We start from the raw sequence: 18,865 nt of genomic DNA, 5'->3' as shown, positions 1-18,865 counted from the left end.
CACCCGTCGTCGACGCGAGGCAAGCCCTTGACTGCTGACCTGCTCGCTCCTCTCGACCTGGCGTTCTGGAACATGGAGTCCGCCGACCACCCGATGCACCTCGGCGCGCTCGGGATCTTCTCCGCTCACTCGCCCACCGCGGGCGCCCACGCGGCGGACCTGCTCGCCGCCCGCGCCGCCGGCGTGCCCGGACTGCGGATGCGGATCCGCGACGTGTGGCAGCCGCTGCCCTCCGCCCTGCGCCGCCCGCTCGCCTTCGGCGGCGCGGCCCGCGAGCCGGACCCGGGCTTCGACCCCCTGCACCACGTGCGGCTGCACGCGCCGACCGCCGATTTCCACGCGGAGGCCGGCCGGCTCATGGGGCGTCCGCTGGAGCGCGGCCGACCGCCCTGGGAGGCCCATGTACTGCCGGGGGAGGACGGGGTCTGCTTCGCGGTGCTGTTCAAGTTCCACCACGCCCTGGCCGACGGGCTGCGGGCGCTGACGCTCGCCGCGGGCGTCATGGACCCGATGGACATGCCCGCGCCCCGGCCCCGTCCCGCGGACCCCCCGCGCGGACTGCTGCCGGACGTGCGCGACCTGCCCGGGCTCATGCGCGGCGCCCTGTCCGACGTCGGCCGCGCCCTGGACATCGGCACCGCCGTCGCCCGCTCCTCCCTCGACGTGCGCTCCACCCCGGCCCTCACCTGCGAGCCGAGCGGCACCCGCCGCACCGCCGGAGTGGTGCTCGACCTCGACGACGTGCACCGGATCCGCAAGACCGTCGGCGGCACCGTCAACGACGTCCTCATCGCGGTCGTCGCCGGCGCCCTGCGCCGCTGGCTCGACGAGCGCGGCGACGGCAGCGAGGGCGTCGCGCCCCGGGCCCTGATCCCGGTCTCCAAGCGCCGCCCGCGCACCGCCCACCCGCAGGGCAACCGGCTCTCCGGGTACCTGATACGGCTTCCGGTCGACGACCCCGACCCGCTGGCCCGCCTGGCCTCGGTCCGCACCGCCATGGACCGCAACAAGGACGCCGGTCCCAACCGGGGCGCGGGCGCCGTAGCCCTGCTCGCCGATCACGTCCCCGCCCTCGCCCACCGGCTCGGCGGACCCCTGGTCGGCCAGGCGGCCCGGCTCTGGTTCGACATCCTCGTGACCAGCGTGCCCCTGCCCAGCCTCGGCCTGAAGCTCGGCGGCCACCCCCTCACCGCCGTCTTCCCGCTCGCCCCGCTGGCCCCCGGCCACTCCCTCGCGGTCGCCGTCTCGACGTACCGGGGCGGCGTCCACTACGGGCTCGTCGCCGACGGCGAGGCGGTCTCCGACCTGGACCTGTTCGCGACGGCCGTCTCCAAGGAGGTGGCGACGCTGATCAAGGCCTGCCGGTCCTGATCGGCGCGAGTTTGGCGGTGCGGCCCGGCGCTGAAGTAAAATCCGCCGTTCGAAAGCGGCCGCGACCGGCGCGCCGCGACGGCAGAGCAGGGAACGCAGCGGCGATGACGGTGACAGAGGACGGCCCGCAGGCCATGGACGAGGCGAGCGGGCTCTCGTACGGACCCGGCATCGACCCGGAGCGCCTGGCCGTCTGCCTCAGCGTGCTCGAGGAACTCGACAAGCTGGAGATCGACCACCCGGACGCCATCGCGGTGCGCCGGGCCACCGCGGGCATCTACCGCACGGTCAAGCAGCGCCGCCGCCAGGAGCGCCGGGCCGCCAAGACCGCCCACGACAAGGCGGTCACGGAGGCCACGGCGACCGGCTCCGCCCAGCGCATCGACGACGAGACCGAGGGTCTTCTGCCGTCGTCGAACACCGAGGAGGGCAGGATCGCGGGGATACTCCAGCGCCCGCGTTCCTGCTACACCTGCAAGACCCGGTACGTGGAAGTCGACTACTTCTACCACCAGCTCTGTCCCGCCTGCGCCCGCGTGAACCGCGCCAAGCGCGACGTCCGCGCCGACCTCACCGGCAAGCGGGCCCTGCTCACCGGCGGCCGCGCCAAGATCGGCATGTACATCGCGCTGCGGCTGCTGCGCGACGGGGCGCACACCACGATCACCACGCGGTTCCCCAAGGACGCCATCCGCCGCTTCAAGGCCATGGACGACTCCGCGGACTGGATCCACCGCCTGGAGGTCGTCGGCATCGACCTGCGCGACCCGGCGCAGGCCGTGGCCCTCGCCGACCAGATCGCCGAGGCCGGGCCGCTCGACATCCTCGTCAACAACGCGACCCAGACCGTGCGCCGCCTGCCGTCCGCCTATGCCGCCCTGGTCGAGGGCGAGAGCGCGCCGCTGCCCGCCGGTGAGCTGCCCGCCCACCATGTCATCGGCGCGTTCAACTCCGGCGCGGTCGACGGCCTCGCCGCGCTGCCGCTGGGCAGCAGCGGCCTCGACGCGCAGCAGGTCGCCGACCTCGCCCTGGTCGCCGGCAACGCCAGCGTCGAACGGCACCTCGACGGCACGGCGATCGACGCGGGCGGTCTCGTCCCCGACGTCGTGGACACCAACACCTGGGTGCAGACCATCGAGCAGATCTCCCCGGTGGAGCTGCTGGAGACCCAGCTGTGCAACTACACGGCGCCGTTCATCCTCATCAGCAAGTTGCGGCCGGCGATGGCCGAGGCCGCGAAGAAGGCGGCGAGCGGACGCGCGTACGTCGTCAACGTGTCGGCGATGGAGGGCGTCTTCGGCCGCGGGTACAAGGGCGCCGGGCACCCGAACACCAACGCCGCGAAGGCCGCGATGAACATGGTCACGCGGACCAGCGCCCAGGAGATGTTCCAGACCGACGGCATCCTGATGACCTCGGTCGACACCGGGTGGATCACGGACGAGCGGCCGCACTACGACAAGTTGCGGCTCGCCGAGGCCGGTTTCCACGCGCCGCTCGACCTCGTCGACGGCGCGGCCCGGGTGTACGACCCGATCGTGCGGGGCGAGGCGGGGGAGGACCTCTACGGGGTCTTCCTGAAGGACTACGCGCCCGGGAAGTGGTAGGGGCGGATCGGCTCGAAAGCGCCCTCGCCCGGCTACGTCGAACGGGCGATCCGCACAACGCCCCCGCGTGGACAAAACGGTACGGAAACCCGTGCTGAACGCGGGATGACGCGCGATCGTTACCGTCTGTTTTCAGCCCCATCGAGCGGGGGCCCGCTCATTTGGTTAATCTGGAGCGGACGGACAGCAACACGGGGTCCTACCCACACCCACGGTCCGTCATGGGACAAGCCGGTTCACCACGGCCTGCTCTCCCGTGAGTCGACCGGCGCCACCGCGTCCGAACTGCATTTGACATCAGAGCCCGAGCGGGCGTCAGGCGCAGCAGGACCGGCGCGGACGTCCCGAGGGTGACCGACACATAAGGAGTGCGCGGTGACACCGGAGAAGACGAATCGCGATCAGCGCCCCAAGGAACGCGGCGAGCGCGCCGGCCGGCGGGCCGACGAGCTCGGCAGCCTCGACGTGTGGGCCCGTTCGGCCCCCATCCGCCTCGCGGGCTACGAGGACGACCTCGCGGAGCCCCACATCCTGCCCAGCGTCGACTGACAGCGGGCGCCCCTCCGCGATCGCCGACCGTACGGCCGTGCCACACTCGCACCCATGCTGATCAGGGAAGCAACGGCGGACGACTGGCCGCGCATCTGGCCGTTCTGGCACCGCATCGTCGCCGCGGGCGAGACCTACGCCTGGGACCCGGGTACCTCCGAGGAGGAGGCCCGGGTCCTGTGGATGAACCCGGCGAAACGCGTCTACGTCGTCGAGGACGACAGCGGCACCGTCGTCGCCTCCGCCTACCTCACCCCCAACTACGGCGGGCCCGCCGCCCGCATCGCCAACGCCGGTTTCATGGTCGACCCCGACCAGGGCGGCCGGGGCCACGGCCGCGCCCTCGCCGAACACCTCCTGACCGAGGCCCGGTCGGCCGGCTACCGCGGCATGGTGTTCAACGCCGTCGTCGAGACCAACCCGGCCGTGAAGCTGTGGACCTCCCTCGGCTTCACCATCCTCGGTACCGTCCCGGACGCCTTCGACCACCCCCGGCACGGCCGGGTGGGGCTGCACATCATGTACCGGGCGCTGTAGACCGACGGAGGAGCCCATGACCGGTCTTCGGGTGAGACCTCTCGACGTGGCCACCTGGCCGGACTTCGCCGGTCTGGTCGAGCGGCACAAGGGAGTGTGGGGCGGCTGCTGGTGCATGGCCTTCCACCCGGAGGGCCTGAGCCGCGACAAGGACCCGGAGCAGAACCGCTCCGAGAAGGAGACCCGGGTCCGCGAGGGCCGCGCGCACGCCGCCCTCGTCTACGACGGTCAGGACTGCGTCGGATGGAGCCAGTTCGGAACGCCCGCCGAACTGCCCCGCATCAAGCACCGGCGCGCCTACGAGAAGGACCTCGACACCCTCCCGGACTGGCGCGTCACCTGCTTCTTCGTCGATCGCGCCCACCGCGGGCGAGGAGTTGCCGCCGCCGCCCTCGAAGGCGCCCTCCAGGAGATCGCGCGGCTCGGCGGCGGATCCGTGGAGGGCTACCCCGAGGACACCGAGGACCGGAAGGTCTCGGCGTCGCTCCTGTTCACCGGCACGGTGACGCTGTTCGAGGGCCGAGGCTTCGAGCGGATCCGGCGCCTCGGCAAGCATCACTGGGTCATGTCCCGGGCGGTACCGCCCGCGGCCGTCAGGGCCGGACGTACGGCCGGGTCATGATCTCCATGTTGTGGCCGTCCGGGTCGTCGAAGTAGGCACCGCGACCGCCGAAGAGGTCGTTGACCCGGCCCGGCTCGGTGTGGCTCGGGTCGGCGTAGTACGTCACTCCGAGCTTCTCCAGGCGGGCGATCATCGCGTCGAACTGCTCCTCGGGAACGAGGAACGCGTAGTGCTGCGACTGGATCGGCTCGTCGCTCTTCTCGTAGTAGTCGAGGGTCACGCCGTTGCCCAGGTCGACGGGCAGGAACGGCCCGAAGGGGGCGCCCACCTCCAGGCCCAGCACCGCCGCCAGGAACTCCGCCGAGAGCCGGCGGTCCGAGGCGTACACGGCGGTGTGGTCGAGGCGGGCGACGGTGGCCGGCAGGTCAGGGGTGTGCTGTGCGGGGGACATGGGTGGGTTCGTCTCCGGTTCCTGGTAGGTGAGAAGCGCCGCGAGAAGGCGCGGAAAAGAGGGGGAACGGAGACGGGAGGCGGGGCGCGTGCCCGCTGCGGCACTCGGGCGGGGCCGGGCGGGGTCGCCCCCGCCGCGCTCACGCCGAGGCCGGGCGCCTCACTCGTGCTTGGCCCACGGCCGACCCGGCAGTCACCCGGACGACTCTAGTGCACCGGCGCCGTACGCCGCCACGGGTTTCTCTCCTCCAACTGGGCCGCCACCTCCAGCAGTTGGGACTCCGAGCCGGGGCGCCCCACCAGCTGCACGGAGCAGGGGGCGCCGGAGGGGAGGGTTCCGCAGGGGACGGCCATGGCGGGCCAGCCGGTCAGGTTCCACGCGGGCGTCAGCGGCGAGTAGTTCGTGTTGGCCAGTACGTTGCTCAGCCAGCCCCGCTCGTGCCAGGGCCCGGCCTTGGGGGAGCGGCGGGCGAGCGCGGGGGTGAGCAGCACGTCGTACTCCGTGAAGAACGGCTCCAGCCGTCGCCGCAGCTGTTCCCGGGCGCTCCCGGAGCGGGCCGCGGCCATGAACGGGCGGCCGACGCGGGCGTGGACGCGGGTGCGCCGCGTCAGCAGGCGGGGGTCGAGGTCCTGGGCGTCCGCGGCCGTGCCCGCCGTCCAGTGGGTCAGCGAGGTCGTGGCGAGGGACAGGGGGTAGGGCGGGTCGGCGCGGCGGACCTGGTGGCCCGCCCGCATCAGCACCCCGGCCGCCTCACGGGCGGCCGCCGCGTACGGGCGGCTGATGGTGACGCCGGCCAGCGGACTCCGCAACGACACGGCGATGCGGAGCGTGCCCGGCTCGGACCGGGGGACGGGCGCGGTGCCGGCGAGGACCGCGAGCATCAGGCGGGTGTCCTCGACGGTCGTGGCGAGCGGGCCGTGCTCCGTCATGCCGAACCAGGTGCTGCCCTCGCCCGCCGGGACCACTCCGCTCCCCGGCTTGATGGCGACCAGGCCGCAGTTGGCGGCCGGTATGCGCAGGGAGCCCATGCCGTCGTTGCCCAGGGCGATCGGCACCATCCCGGCGGCGACGGCCGCCGCGCTGCCGCCCGACGAACCGCCCGCCGAGCGCGCCGGGTCCCAGGGGTTGCGGGAGGTGCCCAGCACGCCGTCCGTCGTGCCGAAGACGCACAGTTCGGGCACGTGCGTCAGACCCACCACCACCGCGCCCGCGGCGCGCAGCCGGGCCACCGTCACATGGTCCTGGGCGGCCGGCGTGTCCGGCGTCGCCGCCGAGCCGTTGCGCCGGGACTCGCCGCGCACCGCGAGATTGTCCTTGACGGCCACGGGCACCCCGGCCAGCGGCAGTTCGCCGAGGTCGCCGCGGGCGGCCACCTCGTCGGCCTCGGCCGACGCCGCCTCGGCGCGCACGGTACGGAACGCCCCCACGCGGCCGTCGAGCCGCTCGATCAGGGCGAGGTGCTCGGCGACCACCTCCCGGGGTGTGACCCGCTTCTCGCGGACGGCGGCGGATATCTCGGCGGCGGTGCGGCCGGCCCAGGTGGTCACAGCGGCTCCTCGGAGGGGAGGGAAACGGGCTTACTGGCGAGTACGTAGGGAGAACTGTGCACCGGCCGGGGGCGCACGTCGAGGTAGTGAGCTGTTTTATGCGCCTCGTCACGCCCCCGGCGCCCCCTGGACCGCCGATCACCCGCTTCAACTCCGGTGCGCGGTCCCTGCTGCTGCCGGAGGCCGTGCGGGCCTGCCGGTGGCGGGTACGGGTGACCGGGGCGCGAGGGGCCGTGCGGATCGCGGAGTTCGTGCTGTACCGGTCGAGGGTGTGAGTCGCTAGCGCAGGTGCCGGGCGAAGAAGGCCTCGGTGGCGTCCATCTCGGACGCCCAGCGGGAACCGAACGTGTGGCCCTCCCCGGGAACGGCGCGCAGTTCGACGTCCTTGCCCGCCTTCTCGAACGCGGCGGCGGCCTCGCGGGACCAGGCGAGGGGGCACGTGTCGTCCGCGGTGCCGTGCTGAATCAGCAGGGGCTCCGTCGCCCGGTCGGCGAAGGTGAGGGGCGAGACATCGCGCCAGAAGGCCGGGTCCTCCTCGGGCGTGCCGTGCTTCTCCTCGATCTCGGCCACGACGGGGTCGCCGTCGGGCCGCTGGAAGTGGTCGATGTTCTCCTGCGGCCGTCCGCTCACCGGCGCGTACGCGACCGCCGCATCGAACAGCCCGGGCGCCACGACCAGCGTGTTGTACACGACCCCGCCGCCCATGGACCGGCCGAACAGGCCGATGCGGTCGCCGTCGATCTCCGGTCGCCCGGAGTCGCGCAGGGCCAGGGCGGCGCCGATGACGTCCTCCGTGTAGCCGAGGCGCAGGTCGACGTCGTTGTCCGGGTCTTCGTCGGAGCGGGCGTGGTTGCGGTAGTCGGTGTGCAGGACGACGTAGCCGCCGCGGGCCAGGCGGTCCTGCTCGCGGGGCATGCCCTGGCCGCTGACGTAGACGTCCGGGTCGATGTACCCGTGCGCCAGCACCAGCGCCGGGAAGGGGCCCTCGCCCTCGGGGATGTTCATGATGCCCGAGACGGTCAGGCCGTTCGCCTCGTACGTGATGGCGTACCGGGTGTAGGCGGAGGTGCGGTCGAGCACGGAGCCGAGGCGCAGGCCGGAGCCGGTGTGCTCGCGGCGCATCAGGGCCGGGAGGGAGACGGGATCGGCAAGTGCGGAGGTGGAGGTGGAGGTGGGGGAGGGCGTGCCGCGGGGGGTCTCGCTCGTGGCCCGGGACGGTACCGGGGACGGCTCGGGCGTGTCCTCGCCCCCGCCGCCGGTGCAGCCGAGCGCGACGGCCAGCAGCAGTCCGGCGGCGGCACAGGCGGTACCCCGTCGCCGCATACGGTCCATTGTGACCCCGTTCGAACGGAGGGAGAGACGCAGGTCACATCCGTGCATGTCACATCCGGGTGAGGCCGCCGGCTCATAAGGGCGTAAGCAACGACAACGACGAAGGAGCTCACCATGAGCGCGCGTCTGGACGTCTTCGCCACCCCGAGCGGGAGCAAGCTCGTCAAGCAGTTCACCTCCGTGGGACGGCTGGTCGTGGAGTCGGCGCTGCCGGCCGCCACCCGGGAGCTGGTGTCGCTGCGCGTGAGTCAGATCAACGGGTGCGCGGTCTGCATCGACATGCACACCAAGGAGGCCGCGGCGGCGGGCGAGTCCTCCGTACGCCTCCACCTGGTCGCGGGGTGGCGTGAGGCCACGGTCTTCACCGAGGCCGAGCGCGCCGCCCTGGAACTCGCCGAACAGGGCACCCGGATCGCGGACGGGGCCGGCGGGGTCCCGGACGAGGTGTGGGAGCGGGCCGTCAAGCACTACGACGAGGAGCAGCTCGTCGCGCTGGTGACCCTCATCGCCTTCATGAACACCGCGAACCGGCTGAACGTCATCCTCCAGCAGCCGGCGGGCGACTACCGGCCCGGCCAGTTCAAGTAGCGGCCGCACAACGGGCCAGCGGGCCCTGGGCGTGTCCCGGGGCCCACAGCGGGCCCTCGGCGTGTGCCTAGGGCCCGAGCTGCGCCCGCAGCCACTCCTCCACCTCACCCACGTGTGCGGCCGCCGCCGCGCGGGCCGCCTCCGGGTCGTGGGCGGCCAGGGCGCGGTGGATCGCCGCGTGTTCGCGGCGGGTGCGGGTGAAGGCGCCCTCCTCCTGGTAGCCGCGCCAGACTCGGGCGCGGAAGGTCCGCGACGACAGGCCCTCCAGGATCGCGGCCATCGTCTCGTTGCCCGCCGCCGCCGCGATCACACGGTGGAAGGCCAGGTCGTGGGCGAGGATCTCCTCCGGATCGTCCGTGGCGTTCATCGCCGCCAGGTGCTTCTCCACCTCGGCCAGCTGGTCCGGGGTGATCCGCGCGGCGGCCAGCGCCGTCGCCGTCGACTCCAGGATCCGCCGGATCTCCAGCAGCTCCACCAGGCGCGGGCCGCGCGACAGGTCCGCCACGACACCGAAGGTCTCCAGCAGGTCGCCGGCCTCCAACTGCGTGACGTAGATGCCCGACCCGTGCCGGGCCTCCAGCACGCCCAGCACCGTCAGCGCGCGGATCGCCTCCCGCATCGAGCTGCGGGAGATGCCCAGCTGCGCGGCCAGGTCCCGCTCGGTCGGCAGCCGCTGGCCCGGCTCCAGCCGGCCCTCGCCGATCATCGCCTTGATCCGCTCGATGGCGCGCTGCGTCACGGTGCCCTTCTGCGGGGCTGTCTCGTCGTCCACGCCCGTCCTCCGATCACAGCGCTCCGGCGCAGTCTAACCAGCAGGGTGGTCGGACCACTATGCGTCCCAGGCGAGGAAATGTGGCGTCGCAGGGTGTTCTGGCGGGGGAGTGGTCTGATAAGTATGCGGGCATCTGCTGGAACACCGGTCGATGGGAGCACCCAGAGATGCCCGGAAGCACAGTGCGGAAGCGGAAGCAATCCCGGATCGTCGGCGCGGTGGCCCTCGCCGCCGGAGCCAGTCTCGTGCTCGCCGGGTGCGGCAGCACCAAGGACACCGGCGCCTCGGGAGCCGGCGGTGGTGACGGCACGGGCAAGGTGGGGGTCGTGCTGCCCCTGCTCACCTCGCCGTTCTGGCAGTCGTACAACGACTACGTGCCCAAGATGGCGAAGTCCGAGGGCGTCGACGCGATGAAGACCGTCAACTCCAACAGCGACCCCTCGCAGCAGATCACCGACATCAACAACCAGCTCAACCAGGGCGTCAAGGGCCTGGTCGTCGCCCCGCTGGACAGCGCCGCCATCGAGGCGGGCCTCGACCAGGCCGAGCGCAAGGGCGTGCCGGTGGTCGCCGTGGACGTGGCGCCCGACAAGGGCAAGGTCGCCATGGTGGTCCGGGCGAACAACGTGGCCTACGGCGAGAAGGCCTGCCAGTACCTCGGCGAGCACATCACCTCGGGCAAGGTCGTGCAGATCATGGGCGACCTCGCCTCGGTCAACGGCCGCGACCGCTCCGAGGCGTTCCGCGCCTGCGTGAAGAAGAACTTCCCCAAGCTGAAGGTCCTGGAGATCCCGGCCAAGTGGGAGTCCGACACCGCGGCCTCCAAACTCGACACCCTCCTCAACGCCAATCCGGACATCAAGGGCATCTACATGCAAGCGGGCGGCGTCTACCTGGCGCCCACCCTCCAGACCCTCAAGTCCAAGGGCATGCTGAAGAAGGCCGGGCAGCCGGGCCACATCACGATCGTCTCCAACGACGGCATCCCGCAGGAGTTCGACGCCATCCGCAAGGGCGAGATCGACGCGACCGTCTCCCAGCCCGCCGACGCCTACGCCAAGTACGGCATGTACTACATCAAGGCCGCGATGCAGGGGAAGACGTTCAAGCCCGGCCCGACCGATCACGACTCCACGATCGTCAAGCTGCCCAGCGGCATCCTGGAGGACCAGCTGCCCGCGCCGCTGGTGACCAAGGACAACGTCGACGACCCCAAGCTCTGGGGCAACACGGTCGAATGAGTCGCATGAGTACCGCACTGGTTGAAGCGCGGGGCATCGTCAAGCGGTACGGCCCCACCACCGCGCTCGCCGACGGGCGGCTCACCGTCCTGCCGGGCGAGTCCCACGCCCTCGTCGGCCGCAACGGCGCCGGCAAGTCGACCCTGGTCAGGATCCTCACCGGACTCCAGGCACCCGACGAGGGCACCGTCCGCTTCGACGGCGACCCCGCACCCCCGCTCACCGACCGCGACGCCTGGCGCCGCAAGGTCGCCTGCGTCTACCAGCACCCCACGGTCGTCCCCGAACTGACCGTCGCCGAGAACCTGTTCATCAACCGGCAGCCCCTGCGGCGGGGGTTCATCAGCTGGCGCCGGCTGAAGGCGGAGGCCGCCGCGCTCCTCGACACCTGGGACGTGCGCGTCGACCCCGAGGCCCGCACCGCCGACCTCAAGGTCGAGGACCGGCAGATGGTGGAGATCGCCCGGGCCCTGAGCTTCGGCGCCCGCTTCATCATCCTGGACGAACCCACCGCCCAGCTCGACAACCGGGAGATCGAGCGCCTGTTCACCCGCATGCGGGCGTTGCAGGACTCGGGCGTCACCTTCCTGTTCATCTCCCACCACCTCCAGGAGGTGTACGAGGTCTGCCAGACCGTCACGGTCCTGCGCGACGCCCGCTGGATCACCACCGCCCCGGTCGCCGACCTCCCGCGCCATGCCCTGGTGGAGGCCATGGCGGGGGAGACCGTCGCCGAACAGGCCGAGCGGCGACGGGCCGTCGAGGCGGCGGGCCCCGTCCTCCTCGACGTCCGGGGGCTCGGCTCGACGGCGTACGAGAACGTCGACCTCACCGTCCGCAGGGGCGAGGTCGTCGGACTCGCCGGATCCAGCGCCAGCGGCAAGATCGAACTGGCCGAGACGTTCACCGGACTGCACACCCCGACGAGCGGGACGGCCCTGCTCGACGGCGCGCCGCTGCCCTTCGGCGACGTCCGCAGGGCCCTGGAGGCCGGTGTCGGCTTCGTGCCCCGCGACCGGCACGACCAGGGCCTGGTCTTCGGCATGTCCATCGGCGACAACGCCACGCTCAGCGTCCTGGAACGCCTCGGCCGTTTCGGTTTCGTCGGCGCCGACCGCAAGCGCGACGTGGCCACCGCCCTGATCGAACGGCTCGACATCCACGCCGAGGGCCCCGAGCAGCCCGTCTCGGACCTGTCCGGCGGCAACGCGCAGAAGGTCGTCATGGCCCGCGCCCTCGCCTCCGACCCGCGGCTGCTGGTCCTCGTCAACCCGACCGCGGGCGTCGACGTGAAGTCCAAGGAGTCCCTGCTCGCCCGCGTCGACAGCGCCCGCGAGGACGGCACCGCCGTGCTCGTCGTCTCCGACGAACTCGACGACCTGAGGCGCTGCGACCGGGTCCTCGTCCTCTTCCACGGCCGGGTCGTCGCCGAGCACCGCGCGGGCTGGCGCGACCACGAGCTCATCGCCTCCATCGAAGGAGTGGACCATGGCTGACACCAAGGCCCCACCGGTGAAGCCGGTGCGCGTGACCGACCCAGGGTCGGCGAGGACCGTGCTGGTGCGCCGGGCCCGCGAACTCGCCCTCGTACCGGCCCTGTTGCTGCTCATGGTGCTCGGCGCGATCGTCAACGACTCGTTCCTCACCGAGCGCAACCTGATCTCGATCCTCGGGGCCTCCGCCGCCCTCGCGATGGTCGTGCTCGCCGAGTCGCTCGTGCTGATCACCGGCAAGTTCGACCTGTCCCTGGAATCGGTCGTCGGCATCGCTCCCGCCGTCGGCGCGCTGCTCGTGCTGCCCGCCGCCCAGTCCGGCTGGGGCACCGAACTCCCCGCCGCCCTGGCCCTCCTGGCCGTCCTGGTCGCCGGCGCGGCCGTCGGCGCCTTCAACGGCGTCCTCGTCGTGAAGTTCAAGCTCAACGCGTTCATTGTGACGCTCGCGATGCTGATCGTGCTGCGCGGCCTGCTGGTCGGCGCGACCAAGGGCAAGACGCTGTTCGGCATGCCCGACAGCTTCTACTCCCTGGCGACCACCACCTTCCTCACCGTGCCGCTGTCGGTGTGGCTGGCCGCGCTCGCCTTCGCCGTCGCCGGGCTGGTCCTGAAGTACCACCGGGTGGGGCGCGCCCTGTACGCCATCGGCGGCAACGCCGACGCGGCCCGGGCGGCGGGCATCCGCGTGGAGCGCGTCATGCTCGGCGTGTTCGTCGTCGCGGGCGTCCTCGCCGCGGTCGGCGGCATCATGCAGACCGGGTACGTCGGCGCGATCAGCGCCAACCAGGGCCAGAACATGATCTTCACGGTGTTCGCGGCCGCGGTGATCGGCGGCATCGCCCTCGACGGCGGCAAGGGCACCATGTTCGGCGCCCTGACCGGCGTACTCCTTCTGGGGGTCGTGCAGAACCTGCTCACCCTCGCGCAGGTGCCGTCGTTCTGGATCCAGGCCATCTACGGCGGGATCATCCTGGTCGCCCTCATGATCGCCCGGGTGACGACCGGCCGCGCCCAGGACTGACCCCGCCCCTCGCTCCGACCGACGAAAGGCCCCCCGTGTCCCGGACGCCCGCCCGCATCATCGCGGTCGACACCCATGACATCCGCTTCCCCACCTCGCGCGAGCTCGACGGCTCCGACGCGATGAACCCCGACCCCGACTACTCGGCGGCCTACGTCGTCCTGCGCACGGACGCGGCCGACGGCCACGAGGGGCACGGGTTCGCCTTCACCATCGGGCGGGGCAACGAGGTGCAGGTCGCCGCGATCGACGCGCTGCGCGGACACCTGGTCGGCCGTGACGTGGCCGACCTGTGCGCCGACCCCGCCACCCTGAACCGCGACCTGATCGGCGACAGCCAGTTGCGCTGGCTCGGTCCCGAGAAGGGCGTGATGCACATGGCGATCGGCGCCGTCGTCAACGCCGTGTGGGACCTGACCGCCAAGCGTGCCGGCCTGCCGCTGTGGCGGCTGCTCGCCGAGGCCGAACCCGAGTGGCTCGTCCGCCAGATCGACTTCCGCTACCTCACCGACGCCCTCACCCCCGAGGAGGCCCTGACCCTCCTGCGCCAGGGCCGGCAGGGCGCCGAGGAGCGCACGGCCCGGCTCCTGGAACGCGGTTACCCCGCCTACACCACCTCGCCCGGCTGGCTCGGCTACGACGACGAGAAACTCACCCGGCTCGCCGCCCGGGCCGTCGCCGACGGCTTCACGCAGATCAAGCTCAAGGTGGGCGCCGACCTCGACGACGACATCCGCCGCTGCCGCGTGGCCCGGTCGGTCATCGGCCCCGACATCCGCATGGCCGTCGACGCCAACCAGCGCTGGGACGTGGACGAGGCGATCCGCTGGACCAAGGCCCTCGCCGAGTTCGACCCGTACTGGATCGAGGAACCCACCAGCCCCGACGACATCCTCGGCCACGCGGCGATCCGCCGGGCCGTCGCCCCCGTGAAGGTCGCCACCGGCGAGCACGTCCACAACCGGATCGTCTTCAAGCAGCTCCTCCAGGCCGGCGCGCTCGACGTCGTCCAGATCGACGCGGCCCGCGTCGGAGGCGTCCCCGAGAACCTCGCGATCCTGCTGCTCGCGGCCAAGTTCGGTGTACCGGTCTGCCCGCACGCGGGCGGCGTCGGCCTGTGCGAACTCGTCCAGCACCTGTCGATGTTCGACTACGTGGCCCTGACCGGCACCACCGAGGACCGCGTCATCGAATACGTCGACCATCTGCACGACCACTTCCTCGATCCGGTGGTGATCCGCGAAGGTCATTACACGGCACCCACCGCGCCGGGCTTCTCGGCCGCCATGCGGCCCGAGTCGCTGGCGCGCTACACGTACCCGGGCGGCGGCTTCTGGGCCGCCGACCTCGACGCGACGAAGAAGGGGCACGCTGCATGAGCGACTTCGAGGGTCTCAGGGCCCTGGTGACGGGCGGTGCCTCCGGCATCGGCCGGGCCACCGCGGACCTCTTGGCCGAGCGCGGCGCCCAGGTCGCCGTCCTCGACCTGGACCCGTCCCCGGTCGGCAAGCCACTCCTCGGCCACCGCGCGGACGTCACCGACGACACGTCCGTGCGGGCGGCCGTCGCGGCGGCGGTCGCGGAACTCCGCGGCCTCGACATCCTGGTCAACAACGCGGGCATCGGCGCCCAGGGCACCGTCGAGGACAACCCCGACGACGAGTGGCACCGCGTCTACGACGTCAACGTCGTCGGCATGGTCCGTACCACCCGCGCCTGCCTGCCCCACCTGCGCGCCTCCGCCCACGCGGCGATCGTCAACACCTGCTCCATCGCCGCCACCGCGGGCCTGCCGCAGCGCGCCCTGTACAGCGCCACCAAGGGGGCCGTGTACTCCCTGACCCTTGCCATGGCCGCCGACCACGTCCGCGAGGGCATCCGCGTCAACTGCGTCAACCCGGGCACGGTCGACACCCCGTGGGTCGGACGTCTCCTCGACGCCGCGCCCGACCCGGCCGCCGAACGCGCCGCCCTGGAGGCCCGCCAGCCCACCGGCCGCCTGGTCTCCCCGGCCGAGGTGGCGGGCGCCATCGCGTACCTGGCGAGCCCCCTGTCCGGAGCCACCACGGGCACCGCGCTCGCCGTCGACGGCGGCATGCAGGGCCTGCGGCTGCGCCCGGTGGCCCGGTGAACCCGCTCGGCGGCAGCGGCGTCCGGGTCAGCGCCCTGTCCTTCGGCGCCGCAGCCATCGCCAACCTGTACACCGAGGTCGGAGAGGAGCAGGCCCACGAGGCCGTGGAAGCCGCCTGGCAGCGCGGCATCCGCTACTTCGACACCGCCCCGCACTACGGCCTCGGCCTCTCCGAACGCCGCCTCGGCGCCGCCCTGCGCGACCACCCCCGCGACCGGTACACAGTCTCCACCAAGGTGGGCCGCCGCCTCGAACCCTCCCACGGCACCGGCGACGACCTCGCCCACGGCTTCGCGGTGCCCGCCACCCACCGGCGCGTGTGGGACTTCAGCGCCGACGGCATCCGCCGCACCCTGGAGTCCAGCCTGGAACGCCTCGGCCTGGACCGGGTGGACATCGTGTACCTCCACGACCCGGACGAGCACGCCGAAGCCGCCTTCCGCGAGGGCTACCCGGCCCTGGAGAAGCTCCGCTCGGAGGGCGTGGTCGGCGCGATCGGCGCCGGCATGAACCAGTCGGAGATGCTCACCCGCTTCGTCCGCGACACCGACGTCGACGTGGTGCTGTGCGCCGGCCGCTACACCCTGCTCGACCAGAGCGCCCTCACCGACCTGCTGCCCGCGGCCCACGAACGCGGCACGTCCGTCGTCATCGGCGGCGCCTTCAACTCCGGCCTGCTGGCCAACCCCGAGCCGGGCGCCCGCTACAACTACAGCATCGCCCCCTCCGAGCTGGTCCAGCGGGCCCTGCGGCTGAAGTCCGTCGCCGATCGCCACGGCACCACGCTGCGCGCCGCCGCCCTGGCCTTCTGCGCCGCCCACCCGGCCGTCGCCAGCGTCCTCGTCGGAGCCCGCTCCGCGCACGAGGTCCGCGACTGCGCCCACCAGTTCGCCGCCCGGGTGCCGGACGCCTTCTGGCAGGACCTGCGCGCCAAGGGCCTGCTGCCCGCCGACGCCCCCGTCCCCGCCGAGGCCTCCTCGAAGGAGCTCTCATGAGAGTCGCCCTGCACACCAAGGTCCGCGCCGACCGCGTAGCCGCCTACGAGGCCGCCCACCGCGAGGTCCCCGAGGAACTCACCGACGCCATCCGCGCCGCCGGCGCCACCTCCTGGACGATCTGGCGCAGCGGCACCGACCTGTTCCACGTCCTGGAGTGCGAGGACTACGCCCGTCTCCTCGCCGAGCTGGAGAAACTGCCGGTCAACGTCGCCTGGCAGGCCCGCATGGCCGAGCTGCTCGACGTCGTGCACGACTACTCCGACGAGGGCGCGGACGCCGGCCTGCCCGTCGTCTGGGAGCTGCCGGCATGACCGTGACCGACGCGCACCACCACGTGTGGGACCTGTCCGTCCGGGACCAGGACTGGATCACCGGACCCGAACTCGCCCCGATCCGGCGCGACTTCACCCTCAAAGACCTCGAACCCGAGGCGAGAGCCGCCGGAGTGGGCCGCACGGTCCTCGTCCAGACGATCACCGTGCCCGAGGAGACCCCCGAGTTCCTCGCCCTGGCCGACGAACACGACCTCGTCGCGGGCGTCGTCGGCTGGACCGACCTCACCCGCCCCGACGTCGCCGACGAACTCGCCCGGCTGCGGGAACTCCCCGGCGGGCGGTACCTGAAGGGCATCCGCCACCAGGTCCAGGGCGAACCGGACCCCGAGTGGCTGCTCCGCCCGGACGTACGCCGGGGACTGACCGCCGTCGCCGACGCGGGGCTCGTCTACGACCTGGTGGTGCTCCCGCACCAACTGCCCGCCTGCGTCCGGGCCGCCGCCGCCCTGCCCGGCCTCACCTTCGTCCTCGACCACCTCGGCAAACCGCCCGTCGCCTCCGGCGCCCTCGAACCCTGGGCGTCCGGCCTGCGCGCCCTCGCCGCCCTGCCCAACACGGTCGGCAAGCTCTCCGGCCTGGCCACCGAGGCCGACCACGCCTCCTGGACCGTCGAGGACCTGCGCCCGTACGCCGACGTGGCGCTTCAGGCCTTCGGACCCGGCCGCCTGATGTACGGCTCGGACTGGCCGGTGTCCACCCTGGCGGCGACGTACGGCGACATGCTGGACGCCACACGCCGGCTGACCGACCCGCACGACCACGCACAGATCCTCGAAACCACCGCCACCCGCGTCTACGGCCTCTGAACGACCTCCGACAGCCGCGTCGGCGGCAGGTACTCCCGCACATACGTCCGCTCCCAGCACGCGCCCGTCTCCCGCAGCTCCCGCCAGGTCGTGTAGCGGTAGCGGAACAGGCGGGCGCGCACGTACCGCGGCGGCTCGTCCGGCGGGAACGGCGAGCACCGCAGCAGTTTCAGCGTGTCCCGGTCGTTCTCCAGCAACCGCTCCACCAGCGCGCCGAACCAGGACCCGGCGTACGCGGGGGAGAGGGCCGCGAACCACATCAGCCAGTCGAGCCGCAGGTGGTAGGGCGCGAACTGGCGCGGCCAGCGCCGGGGATCGCCCGGCTTGCCCTTGAACTCGTACTCCCGCCAGTCCGAGTCCTCCCGCGGCACGTCGTCCGACGTCCCCTCGACCACCACCTCGTACCGCACCCGGCTCACGCTGCCGAACGCCCCGTAGGTGTTGACCAGATGCAGCGGGTCGAAGGAGCGGTTCATCACCTGGCGCCGGGAGAGCATGTTGCGCACCGGCTGGTAGCTGAGGCCCACCAGCAGCGCGGCCACCGCGAGCACCACGACGACGTACCACAGCGGCGCGTCCGGCACGTCCGGCGGATCGGCCGGGAACCGCACCGCCGACAGCGCCAGCACGATCGTGATCCAGTTCAGCCAGGAGAAGTTGCCCGACAGCACCAGCCACAGCTGGGTGACGATCATCAGCGACGCGGCGGCCGTCGCCACCGGCTGCGGGGCGAACAGCAGGAACGGCACCACGAGCTGGGTGACGTGGTTCGCGGCCACCTCGACGCGGTGCACGGGCCCGGGCAGATGGTGGAAGAACCAGCTCAGCGGACCCGGCATCGGCTGGGTCTCGTGATGGTGGTCCAGGCACGTCAGCTTCCGCCAGCACTCGTCCCCGCGCATCTTGATCAGCCCCGCGCCGAACTCCACCCGGAACAGGATCCACCGCAGCAGGAACAGCACCACGAGCGGCGGCGCCACCTCGTCGTTGCCGAGGAACACGGCGAGGAAGCCCACCTCCAGCAGCAGCGACTCCCAGCCGAACGAGTACCAGGTCTGGCCGACGTTGACGATCGACAGGTACAGCACCCACGGCACCAGCCACAGCAGCATGCCGCCCCACAGCGGCAGCAGCGCGTCCAGCCCGGCCAGCAGCGCCGCCGACACCGCGCAGCCCGCCCAGGCGCAGAGCGCGAAGAAGCCGTCCGAGTAGTGCAGCTGGAACAGGCTCGGCGCCCGCTTGAACGGCACCCGCTCGACGAACCGCGGCACCGGCAGCATGCCGCGCCGCCCGATCAGCGCGCGGAACTGGAGCGCCGCCGTCAGGAACGCCACCAGGTACACGGCGGCCAGCGCCCGCTGGAAGACCAGCCGGGTCAGCCAGTAGTCGGACGCGGTGAACCAGTCCACGGCCGTGCGCTCCTTCCCCTGCGACGCCGGACCCCGGGGTCACGCTCCGTGTGCCGCCGCTCCGGTTGCGTGACCCGAGTGAGCGAAGCAAACAATAGTGACGCATTGCCTGACA

General features: G+C 72.3%; 20 protein-coding genes. 15 read left to right on the top strand and 5 right to left on the bottom strand.

The window, feature by feature from the left end; all coding sequences use genetic code 11:
• Positions 1-27: 27 nt before the first annotated feature.
• From ACSUPV_RS04390 to ACSUPV_RS04370, 5 genes are all read left to right on the top strand, one after another.
• The gene (locus ACSUPV_RS04390) at positions 28-1,371 is read left to right on the top strand and encodes a wax ester/triacylglycerol synthase family O-acyltransferase (RefSeq protein ID WP_359787754.1); all 1,344 of its coding nucleotides are present in this window, start codon (positions 28-30) and stop codon (positions 1,369-1,371) included.
• A 104-nt stretch (positions 1,372-1,475) separates the two neighbouring features.
• Entirely contained in the window at positions 1,476-2,978 is a 1,503-nt protein-coding gene (locus ACSUPV_RS04385) for an SDR family NAD(P)-dependent oxidoreductase (RefSeq protein ID WP_037764818.1), read from the top strand.
• 375 nt (positions 2,979-3,353) lie between these two features.
• A complete protein-coding gene (locus ACSUPV_RS04380; RefSeq protein WP_167526749.1) occupies positions 3,354-3,527 on the top strand; it encodes a hypothetical protein in 174 nt (57 codons plus the stop codon).
• A 54-nt stretch (positions 3,528-3,581) separates the two neighbouring features.
• Positions 3,582-4,064, top strand: coding sequence for a GNAT family N-acetyltransferase (locus tag ACSUPV_RS04375; protein ID WP_031121029.1), 483 nt, complete (start codon positions 3,582-3,584; stop codon positions 4,062-4,064).
• A gap of 16 nt (positions 4,065-4,080) precedes the next feature.
• Positions 4,081-4,686 carry a GNAT family N-acetyltransferase gene (locus tag ACSUPV_RS04370; RefSeq protein ID WP_031121028.1) on the top strand — a complete coding sequence of 202 codons (606 nt, stop codon included), beginning with the start codon at positions 4,081-4,083 and terminating at the stop codon, positions 4,684-4,686.
• Here the strand turns inward: ACSUPV_RS04370 and ACSUPV_RS04365 are convergent.
• Both ACSUPV_RS04365 and ACSUPV_RS04360 read right to left on the bottom strand, forming a co-directional pair.
• Positions 4,658-5,077: a VOC family protein gene (locus tag ACSUPV_RS04365; RefSeq protein ID WP_037764815.1), complete on the bottom strand. Its 420-nt coding sequence runs from the start codon at positions 5,075-5,077 to the stop codon at positions 4,658-4,660. The genes ACSUPV_RS04370 and ACSUPV_RS04365 overlap by 29 nt on opposite strands.
• Before the next feature lie 206 nt (positions 5,078-5,283).
• Positions 5,284-6,624, bottom strand: coding sequence for an amidase (locus ACSUPV_RS04360; protein ID WP_436946948.1), 1,341 nt, complete (start codon positions 6,622-6,624; stop codon positions 5,284-5,286).
• A 98-nt stretch (positions 6,625-6,722) separates the two neighbouring features.
• Between ACSUPV_RS04360 and ACSUPV_RS04355 the strand changes: the two genes are divergently transcribed.
• The gene (locus tag ACSUPV_RS04355) at positions 6,723-6,899 is read left to right on the top strand and encodes a hypothetical protein (protein WP_436946947.1); all 177 of its coding nucleotides are present in this window, start codon (positions 6,723-6,725) and stop codon (positions 6,897-6,899) included.
• A gap of 4 nt (positions 6,900-6,903) precedes the next feature.
• Here the strand turns inward: ACSUPV_RS04355 and ACSUPV_RS04350 are convergent, their stop codons facing one another.
• Entirely contained in the window at positions 6,904-7,947 is a 1,044-nt protein-coding gene (locus tag ACSUPV_RS04350; RefSeq protein WP_436946946.1) for an alpha/beta hydrolase family protein, read from the bottom strand.
• A gap of 123 nt (positions 7,948-8,070) precedes the next feature.
• Between ACSUPV_RS04350 and ACSUPV_RS04345 the strand changes: the two genes are divergently transcribed.
• Positions 8,071-8,544 carry a carboxymuconolactone decarboxylase family protein gene (locus tag ACSUPV_RS04345; RefSeq protein ID WP_382616705.1) on the top strand — a complete coding sequence of 158 codons (474 nt, stop codon included), beginning with the start codon at positions 8,071-8,073 and terminating at the stop codon, positions 8,542-8,544.
• Positions 8,545-8,611: 67 nt separating this feature from the next.
• On the opposite strand, the gene ACSUPV_RS04340 is transcribed toward ACSUPV_RS04345, so the two are convergent.
• Positions 8,612-9,316: a FadR/GntR family transcriptional regulator gene (locus tag ACSUPV_RS04340; RefSeq protein ID WP_031121023.1), complete on the bottom strand. Its 705-nt coding sequence runs from the start codon at positions 9,314-9,316 to the stop codon at positions 8,612-8,614.
• 167 nt (positions 9,317-9,483) lie between these two features.
• Here ACSUPV_RS04340 and ACSUPV_RS04335 point away from each other — a divergent pair, with 167 nt between their 5' ends.
• From ACSUPV_RS04335 to ACSUPV_RS04300, 8 genes are read left to right on the top strand one after another with little or no spacing between them, the layout of a single operon-like run.
• Entirely contained in the window at positions 9,484-10,557 is a 1,074-nt protein-coding gene (locus ACSUPV_RS04335; RefSeq protein WP_037764813.1) for a sugar ABC transporter substrate-binding protein, read from the top strand.
• Positions 10,558-10,562: 5 nt separating this feature from the next.
• Positions 10,563-12,053, top strand: a complete 1,491-nt coding sequence (locus tag ACSUPV_RS04330) for a sugar ABC transporter ATP-binding protein (RefSeq protein ID WP_031121020.1) — start codon at positions 10,563-10,565, stop codon at positions 12,051-12,053.
• The gene (locus tag ACSUPV_RS04325) at positions 12,046-13,071 is read left to right on the top strand and encodes an ABC transporter permease (protein ID WP_037764809.1); all 1,026 of its coding nucleotides are present in this window, start codon (positions 12,046-12,048) and stop codon (positions 13,069-13,071) included. The genes ACSUPV_RS04330 and ACSUPV_RS04325 overlap by 8 nt, the downstream gene beginning before the upstream one ends.
• A 35-nt stretch (positions 13,072-13,106) precedes the next feature.
• A complete protein-coding gene (locus ACSUPV_RS04320; protein WP_037764807.1) occupies positions 13,107-14,450 on the top strand; it encodes an L-fuconate dehydratase in 1,344 nt (447 codons plus the stop codon).
• Positions 14,447-15,202, top strand: coding sequence for an SDR family NAD(P)-dependent oxidoreductase (locus tag ACSUPV_RS04315; RefSeq protein WP_436946945.1), 756 nt, complete (start codon positions 14,447-14,449; stop codon positions 15,200-15,202). Before ACSUPV_RS04320 ends, ACSUPV_RS04315 begins: the two co-directional genes overlap by 4 nt.
• Positions 15,199-16,197, top strand: coding sequence for an aldo/keto reductase (locus tag ACSUPV_RS04310; RefSeq protein WP_037764801.1), 999 nt, complete (start codon positions 15,199-15,201; stop codon positions 16,195-16,197). The genes ACSUPV_RS04315 and ACSUPV_RS04310 overlap by 4 nt, the downstream gene beginning before the upstream one ends.
• A complete protein-coding gene (locus tag ACSUPV_RS04305) occupies positions 16,194-16,511 on the top strand; it encodes an L-rhamnose mutarotase (RefSeq protein WP_031120121.1) in 318 nt (105 codons plus the stop codon). Before ACSUPV_RS04310 ends, ACSUPV_RS04305 begins: the two co-directional genes overlap by 4 nt.
• The gene (locus tag ACSUPV_RS04300; protein WP_037764798.1) at positions 16,508-17,341 is read left to right on the top strand and encodes an amidohydrolase family protein; all 834 of its coding nucleotides are present in this window, start codon (positions 16,508-16,510) and stop codon (positions 17,339-17,341) included. The genes ACSUPV_RS04305 and ACSUPV_RS04300 overlap by 4 nt, the downstream gene beginning before the upstream one ends.
• Here ACSUPV_RS04300 and ACSUPV_RS04295 read toward each other — a convergent pair.
• Positions 17,329-18,750: a lipase maturation factor family protein gene (locus tag ACSUPV_RS04295; protein WP_037764795.1), complete on the bottom strand. Its 1,422-nt coding sequence runs from the start codon at positions 18,748-18,750 to the stop codon at positions 17,329-17,331. The genes ACSUPV_RS04300 and ACSUPV_RS04295 overlap by 13 nt on opposite strands.
• Between the last annotated feature and the right edge of the window lie 115 nt (positions 18,751-18,865).

The organism is Streptomyces sp. SudanB52_2052 (genome assembly GCF_964272415.1).
GTDB lineage: Bacteria > Actinomycetota > Actinomycetes > Streptomycetales > Streptomycetaceae > Streptomyces > Streptomyces olindensis.
The sequence above is the reverse complement of the archived record's forward strand: the minus strand, read 5'-3'. Positions and strand labels throughout refer to the sequence as shown.